At 57.4% G+C, this 7,736-nt stretch carries 6 protein-coding genes; 5 read left to right on the forward strand and 1 reads right to left on the reverse strand.

Features of this window, described 5'->3' with window-relative positions; genetic code table 11:
* Positions 1–17: 17 nt before the first annotated feature.
* Positions 18–1,202, reverse strand: coding sequence for an RNA-guided endonuclease InsQ/TnpB family protein (locus ACYVI2_RS05445; RefSeq protein WP_415820566.1), 1,185 nt, complete (start codon positions 1,200–1,202; stop codon positions 18–20).
* A gap of 137 nt (positions 1,203–1,339) precedes the next feature.
* Here ACYVI2_RS05445 and ACYVI2_RS05450 point away from each other — a divergent pair, with 137 nt between their 5' ends.
* The 5 genes from ACYVI2_RS05450 to ACYVI2_RS05470 are packed head-to-tail and all read left to right on the forward strand — an operon-like array spanning position 1,340 to position 7,605.
* Positions 1,340–2,305 (forward strand): Bug family tripartite tricarboxylate transporter substrate binding protein, encoded by a 966-nt coding sequence (locus ACYVI2_RS05450; RefSeq protein ID WP_415820565.1) that lies wholly within the window; start codon positions 1,340–1,342, stop codon positions 2,303–2,305.
* 50 nt (positions 2,306–2,355) lie between these two features.
* Positions 2,356–3,132, forward strand: coding sequence for an enoyl-CoA hydratase/isomerase family protein (locus ACYVI2_RS05455; protein ID WP_415820564.1), 777 nt, complete (start codon positions 2,356–2,358; stop codon positions 3,130–3,132).
* A gap of 1 nt (position 3,133) precedes the next feature.
* Positions 3,134–4,345 (forward strand): acyl-CoA dehydrogenase family protein, encoded by a 1,212-nt coding sequence (locus ACYVI2_RS05460; protein ID WP_415820563.1) that lies wholly within the window; start codon positions 3,134–3,136, stop codon positions 4,343–4,345.
* Positions 4,346–4,348: 3 nt separating this feature from the next.
* Positions 4,349–5,491 (forward strand): acyl-CoA dehydrogenase family protein, encoded by a 1,143-nt coding sequence (locus ACYVI2_RS05465; RefSeq protein ID WP_415820562.1) that lies wholly within the window; start codon positions 4,349–4,351, stop codon positions 5,489–5,491.
* A complete protein-coding gene (locus ACYVI2_RS05470; protein ID WP_415820561.1) occupies positions 5,491–7,605 on the forward strand; it encodes an acetate--CoA ligase family protein in 2,115 nt (704 codons plus the stop codon). Before ACYVI2_RS05465 ends, ACYVI2_RS05470 begins: the two co-directional genes overlap by 1 nt.
* The last annotated feature ends 131 nt before the right edge of the window (positions 7,606–7,736 follow it).

Here is a 7,736-nt window from a genome sequence, read left to right on the forward strand (position 1 = left end):
ATTGACTGCTCCCTTCCCTAGAAGGAAAGGGATTCCCATTTCACCGAACCGAGCCGTTGCACATCCTCACTCATGCACTCAGGTCTTACCGTTTCTCCATGGGCTAACACCGCCAGCCCGGCGGCTAATACGTTATGCGCCGCGTTGATGTCGCGGTCGTGGTCGGCGTTGCATCCCGGACAGGACCACCGACGCACGCTCAACGGCAGCTTCGTTGAAACATACCCACAGCTGTGGCAACGCTTACTCGATGGGTACCAGCGATCCACCCGCACGAACTCACGCCCATACCAACGGGCCTTGTATTCCAGCTGCCTCACAAACTCCGCCCATCCGGCATCGCCGATGGACTTAGCAAGACAGCGGTTCTTCTGCATGTTGGACACAGACAAGCTTTCTACGGCAATCACTTGGTTCTCGTGGATCAACCGGGTAGAAAGCTGGTGCAGGAAATCCCTGCGGGTGTCTGCGATCTTGGCATGCAGCTTGGCGACTTTCAGTTTGGCCTTGGCACGACGAGCCGATCCCCTTTGTTTCTTGGCCAATTGGCGCTGTAGCTTGGCCAACTTAACTTCATGCTTGCGAAAGATCTGTGGCGCATCGACTTTTTCTCCTGTTGAGAGCACCGCAAAATGAGACAGGCCCAGATCAATCCCGACACAGGTCGACGTAGGCCCTTTCTGCGCCACCACGTCGTCGCACAGCAGGCTGACAAAGTATCGGCCCGCTGCGTCTTTGCTGACCGTGACAGTAGTGACCTTGGCGGCTTTGGGAATTTGACGGGACCAACGGATGGGCAACGCCTCAGTCATCTTCGCCAGCTTGAGCGAGCGGCCATCCCATCGAAAGGTACTGGCGATGTATTCCGCCGATTGCGTGCCATCCTTGCGCTTGAAACGGGGATATCCCGTTCGCTTGGCAAAGAATCCGGTAAACGCCGTTTGCAGATGGCGCAGCGTTTGTTGCAGCGGAACACTGCTGACCTCGTTCAACCACGCGTAGTCCGGCAGCTTTTTCAGTGCCGTCAGGGCCGCAGATGCCGCGCTATACCCCAGACTCTCTTGTCGCTCAGCCCAGGCCGTCGAACGAAGACTAAGCATGTGGTTGTAGACCACACGTACGCAACCGAACGTGCGAGCCAGCGTGATCGCTTGCTCGGGAGTTGGATAGAACCGGAATCGGTAGGCACGTTTGGTTTGCATGCCCGAGATCCTATCCGCGCCAGACCAGAAAACTGGATATTTATCCAGCCATCAACTCAAATCAGACCAATCTTGCAGCCTTGCGGCTGCGCCCCTTACCTCCCCGGCATGAATGCCGAGGCTTCTCGGAGCAATGGATGAAAAAACTGCTGCACCTGTGTGCTGCTGTCATCAGCGCATCTGTCATCACCACAACAACCACGGCTGCCGAGGACTACCCGCGTCAACCTGTGACGATCGTGGTCCCGTATGCCCCTGGCGGCGTCACAGACGTCTATGGCCGCATCATTGCGGACTATCTGGGACGTCAATGGAAGGTCCCCGTCATCGTCAAGAACGAAGCCGGCGGCGGCACCATGATAGGCACGTCCGCTGTCGCACGCTCCGAGCCCGACGGCAACACCATTCTCTTGACGAGCTATGCGTACACGTCCAACCCCATCCTGCGCAAAGATCTCTCGTACGACAAAGATGCGTTTCGCCCGGTCATGTTGTTAGGCAACAGCCGCAACATGCTCGTCGTATCGGCACGCAGTGATCTGCATACGCTGGACGACGTCGTCGCCAAAGCAAAAAAATCTCCTGGAAACCTACGCCTGGCCTCATCGGGGATCGCCTCCAGCCCGCACGTCGCCGCTGAACTATGGGCTCGCGCGGTCGGAGTACAGATTACGCACGTACCTTATCGCGGGACATCCCCCGCGATGAATGACGTCTTTGCAGGAGAAGTCGACGGTATTTTCGACGGTCCGTCCGCCATGCCTAATGTCAAAGCAGGCAAGCTGCGGGCCATTGCCATTGCCAGTGAAAAACCGCATCCCTTCGCGCCCGGCGTACCTACATTCCGAGAACTGGGTGTGGACTTGGTCTTTGGCAGCTGGTTCGGATTTCTGGTTCCCAAAGGCACGCCCGACGCCATCGTCGACAAGCTCAATGCCGATCTGCGCCACGCCGTAGAAGACCCCACCGTGAAAGCCGCCATCGATAAAACGGGGCTGCTGTTATCCGTCGGGTCGCCTGAACAATTTTCCGATTTTCTGGACTACGAATCGGAGCGTCTGCAAAAACTGGCCAAGACGAGTGCCGACCTGCGTCTGCAATAACACCTGCTTGCAACAAGAATGCCGTACTGACCCTGAACGAGGAGCAAAGCATGACCTATGAATGCCTGGAAGTCGAACGCGACGGCCACGTGGCCATCGTGTATTTGAACCGTCCGCCCGTCAATGCACAGAATGCGCAGATGCGCGCGGAAATCGTCGAGGTTTTCGATAGCTTCAACGATGATGACGATGTCCGCTGCGTCGTATTGGCCAGCAAGACATCCGTATTCTCCGCGGGCGCAGACGTATCGGAACGGCCCGCGATCAAACAAAAAGGCCCAGGCGCCTATTGGCGGCACAACCGCCTGGTACGTGAATCATCATTGGCGATACAAGAATGCAACAAACCCGTGATCGCCGCTGTGAATGGCCCTGCATTGGGAGCAGGCTTTGGGCTGATGACCTCGTGCGACATCTGGGTCGCATCGAATAACGCCTACGTTTCCATGCCGGAAATCAACGTGGGGCTCGCGGGCGGCACGGCGCTATTGCAGCGCGTATTCGGCAAATCGCGCGCACGCCGCATGTTCTTTACCGGCATGAAAGTCTCGGCTGACGAGCTTTATCGACTGGGGTTGATCGAGGCCAGCCTGCCTCCGGCAGAACTCATGCCTTACGTCATGGCGCTCGCACAAGAGATCGCCAGCAAAGCCCCCATCGCGCTGCGTTATGCCAAGGAAGCCTCGCAAGTCACCTCCTCCATGCCTCCACGAGAAGGCTATCGCTTCGAACAGAACATCACCGTCGCACTCTCAAAAACCGAAGACGCCAACGAGGCCCAGCGCGCATTTCTGGAAAAGCGTACTCCTGTCTATAAAGGCCGTTGATATGCCACCAGAATTGAATCCCCGCTATTCCGCGCTCTTGTCTGACGGACATCGCGAGAACGAACAAGATGCCGCTTTTCGTGAGGAGCTGCGCCACTTCGCCCAGACGCATTGTCCTGACGACATCCGGCAAATCGTCGCCTCCGGTGAAAAAATAACGCGTCCGGTCTACAGCAAGTGGCAAGCGATTCTTTATCAGCGCGGCTGGGCTGCACCGAACTGGCCCGTCGAGTATGGTGGCACGGGCTGGAGCCTACGGCAACGCATGATTTTCGAAGAAGTCATGGCCGACCAGGATTGCCCTCCGTTGTATCACCACGGCCTTGGGCACATTGGTCCCGTCATCATGCAGTTCGGCACCGAAGCGCAGAAGTCATACTTTCTGCCACGCATTCGGGACACCACGGATTGGTGGTGCCAGGGTTATTCTGAACCAGGTGCGGGATCGGACCTTGCCTCATTAAGCACACCAGCAGTGCGTGACGGTGACCACTATGTCATCAATGGCCAAAAAATCTGGACATCGCATGCCCACGAAGCAGATCGCATTTATCTGCTGGCCCGCACATCACGCGAAGCAAAAAAACAAGAAGGCATTTCGCTTTTCCTGATCGACATGAATACGCCCGGCATTACCGTGCGGCCGATACGTACGATAGATGGATGGCATCATGTCAACGAAACCTTTCTGGACAATGTCCGGGTTCCTGCAGACAGGCTCCTGGGCACCGAGGGTCAAGGCTGGGCTTGCGCCAAATATCTGCTGGAACGCGAGCGTCTGCCACCCGCCAGTGTTTCGCAGCTGATACGTCAATGGCGACGCGTGGCGCGCTTGCTGGCAGAACATCAGGCCAGTCAGCCTATGCGCGATTTTTCCTCGCTCGAACACCAGATGGCCATGCTGGCGGCGCAAATAAAAGGCGCGCGGGAAATGTTGGCCTCAGCGATTGACGCCATGACGCGCCGCGAGCCGTTGGGCGCCAAACCCTCCGCATTGAAACAGGCATGCAGCGCCATTGCGCAATCACTGACGCGGATCGGACTACTGGTCGCTGGACCTGTCGGTGCACAGCAACTCGTCCGTGATGACGAGGCATCGACAAGCGATGGCCTATGGGTGCAGAACTACCTGTTTTCTCGGTCGAAAACCATCGCAGGAGGAACGACCGAGGTCCAACTGAACGTCATTGCAAAATCGTTGTTTGGAGCGTGAGATATGCCGTTTGAACCAAATACCTTGTTCCCGGGATTATTGTCGGAAAGCGCTGCCCGCGTCGCACAGGACATGGCGAACCGTCCTGGCAATCGCCCTGCTGCCGCCCTCATCCGTGAAATGGGATGGAACGCGGTGCTGATCCCGGAGGCACAAGGCGGCGCGGGTGGCGATCTCCAAGACCTGGCTGCGATCATCGAAGGCATCGCGACGCATGCGGTCAACCTTCCCATTGTGACGCGGTGCGGCGTGATACCCACCATATTGAATGCATTGCCCAAACAGCCATCTGCACATACCCTGCAAACCGGTATCGCCGACGGCGCCATCATCGTCGAAGTAGGAGGACCGCTCCATCCGGGCGATCCGACGCCACCGCTATCCGCGAGCAAAGACAAACACGGCTGGCAGCTATCGGGAACCACCTCCGGCATCGAGCTGACTGATGATTGCACCCACGTGCTGTTGATCGGCCGGGATGCCGTCGGCAACAACAAGGCCATGCTGATTTGCCTTGCCATAGAGCAGTTGACGTGCAGCAGTACTGTCTATCGCACCATGGATGATCGTCAGATTACCGTCTTTGAGCTGGATAAATTTCACGTCAGTGATGCTGACACTCTCGCCACCGGTACCGCTGCGGCCCAGTCCATCCACGCGGGTTGGCGTATCGCGGCGGCAGCCACGGCCACCGACTCGGTATGCAGCATGGGCAGCGCATTGAGCCGCACGATTTCGTATTTGATCGAGCGCAAACAGTTTGGCCATGCTCTCGCCGATTTCCAAGCATTGCGCCATGATGTCGCCCGCTTATACGTCGTCTATGAACTCTGCAGAAGCCTGCTACAAGCCACCCTGAGAACCTTGGAACCTGTTGCAGCAAACGACGATATCCCAGCGCTGGATTTGCTGGGTCTGTACATCGGAAACGAGGCCATTCGATTTGCAGAAACGATTATTCAACTGCACGGCGGCATGGGCATGACCCGCGAAATGCCGGCGGCACAGTTGGCAACTCGGCTATTGGCCAATGCATTACGCTATGGTGACCCGCTGACTTACGAGCAGAAAATCCACAATCTGCGATCTGGCGGCTACACCTCTTTTTCCCACGGCGTGAATACCCAGGGCTCGCGAGGCGACTGATGACTGCGATTGCACATCCTTTGCAGTGTTTTTTCGATCCGACATCGGTCGCCATCATCGGCGCCTCGTCGGATCCCGATAAACTTGGCGGACGGCCTATCCGTTTCCTGCGTGAGGCTGGCTATAAAGGAAAAATCTTTCCGATCAATCCCCGTTACGACACGATCCAGGGACTGAAAGCCTATCCGACACTGAACGACGTCCCCGATGCGATAGACCACGCCGTGATCATCGTTCCGGCGACTGGCGCGTACGACGCGCTGCAGGCTTGTATCGAGAAAGGCATACGTCACGTACAAATCCTCAGCTCGGGATTTGCCGAAGAAGGCCCCGCCGGACAAGCGCATCAGGATGCGCTGGTTTCATTGGCAGCCAAACACGGGGTACGGTTGCTGGGCCCCAACTGCCTGGGCATCGTCAGCACCAGCAACCGTTTTTACGCCACGTTTTCCACCGCTCTGGAAGCGCTCTCCCCTCAACCCGGTGGCGTCAGTTTCGCCACGCAAAGTGGAGCATTCGGTTCCTGCGCCTACGCGCAGGCGATCCAGCGAAACCTGGGTATTTCCCGCATTGTCGCCACTGGGAACGAAGCTGATGTCGATGTCGCCCAATGCATCGATTTCCTCGCCTCCGATCCTGCCACCCAGGTCATCTGCGCTGCGATCGAGGGGTGCCGAGACGGCGCCATGCTGCGCCAAGCCTTGTTAAAGGCTGCCTCTGCCGACAAGCCGGTCATCTTGATGAAGGTAGGCACCTCGTCTCGCGGGCAACTTGCAGCAGCCACTCATACCGGCGCAGTCGCAGGCAATGATCGCATCTTTGACGCAGTCATACGCGAGTGTGGCGCATATCGGGCGAGCACCATTGAACAAATGCTGGATATCGCCTATCTGTGCACCCACCTGCCGCTACCGGCCAACCCCCGAGCGGGTATTTTGACCGTCTCAGGCGGCATCGGCGTACTCATGACCGACGACGCCGAACGTCACGGCATTGACATCCCTTCCATCCCACCGGCATTACAGAACCGTATACACGGGCTTGTCCCGTTTGCGATCGGCGACAACCCGTTGGACACCACAGCGCAAATCAGTGCGGTCAAGCAAGGCATCCCCGGGTTGGCCGAGATGCTCCTGCAAGACACGGACTGGTCCACGCTGTGTATTTATCTGGCACAGATTCCCTGCGACGAACGCCGTTTTCCCGACATGCTGGAATCGTTAGGGAAGCTGCGCCGCGACCATCCAGACAAGCTCGTCGTTCTCGTGGGACCGCACAGCGAAAAAATGCGCGCAGAGATAGAGACGCGCCATTTGGTTATCTTTGCTGATCCTGGACGCGCCATGGCTGCGTTGGGAGGGCTGGCCGCGCTGGTTGAACGGCGGCGCCATCTAGTCCATCATCAGGCCAGAGAAACCTGTGCGCCTATCGTTGCTGTCCCGGTGGCCGGTACGCAACTCGACGAAGCGCAAGCCAAGCATATCCTCGCGCAATATGGATTGCCCATGCTGCGCGAAACACTATGCACGACTGCGGAACAAGCCGTACAAACCGCTAACGCAATCGGTTTTCCTGTCGTGGCAAAAATCGTATCGCCGGACATTCTGCACAAAACCGAGATGGGAGGCGTCCTGCTGGATCTGCCGGACGACCAGGCCGTTCGGAACGCCTATGCCACGCTGCAACAACGTGCAGCCGGCGTGCCAGGCAATCTACGCATTTCCGGCGTGCTGATTTCTCCAATGAGCAAAGGAGGCACTGAAACGATCTTAGGGGTACATGTAGACCCGTGGTTCGGCCCGATGGTGATGTTTGGCCTGGGTGGCGTGTCGGTAGAATTATTCAAGGATGTCGCCTTTGCCAGCGCTCCGCTCACGACAGAACGAGCACTCGCACTGATCCAGTCTGTGCAGTCGCACAAACTGCTGAACGGCTGGCGCGGCAAACCCGCACTCGATATTCCCATACTGGCGAATGCCCTGGTCGCGCTATCCCGCCTGGCCGACGACTGGCGAGACGTCCTGTCGGGTGTAGACATCAACCCATTCATCTTGAGACAGGACGGCGCCGTTTGCCTGGATGCCTTGATCACGCTGAGATCGGCAATTAGATAAATCTGCCGGATGAAATCATTTTTACGGAGGATGCGGGACGAAGGAGTTATTTTTTTGCCGCACCAAAGACAAAACCCCACCAGAGGGAATCTGGTGGGGTTTTGAGGATAAGAGCCTGACGATGACCTACT

The organism is Bordetella tumbae (assembly GCF_054780995.1).

What these genes read in the sequence shown, in the direction of transcription:
- ACYVI2_RS05445 (WP_415820566.1), bottom strand. Translation starts at nt 1,202, where the DNA reads ATGCAAACCAAACGTGCCTACCGATTCCGGTTCTATCCAACTCCCGAG.
- ACYVI2_RS05450 (WP_415820565.1), top strand. Translation starts at nt 1,340, where the DNA reads ATGAAAAAACTGCTGCACCTGTGTGCTGCTGTCATCAGCGCATCTGTC.
- ACYVI2_RS05455 (WP_415820564.1), top strand. Translation starts at nt 2,356, where the DNA reads ATGACCTATGAATGCCTGGAAGTCGAACGCGACGGCCACGTGGCCATC.
- ACYVI2_RS05460 (WP_415820563.1), top strand. Translation starts at nt 3,134, where the DNA reads ATGCCACCAGAATTGAATCCCCGCTATTCCGCGCTCTTGTCTGACGGA.
- ACYVI2_RS05465 (WP_415820562.1), top strand. Translation starts at nt 4,349, where the DNA reads ATGCCGTTTGAACCAAATACCTTGTTCCCGGGATTATTGTCGGAAAGC.
- ACYVI2_RS05470 (WP_415820561.1), top strand. Translation starts at nt 5,491, where the DNA reads ATGACTGCGATTGCACATCCTTTGCAGTGTTTTTTCGATCCGACATCG.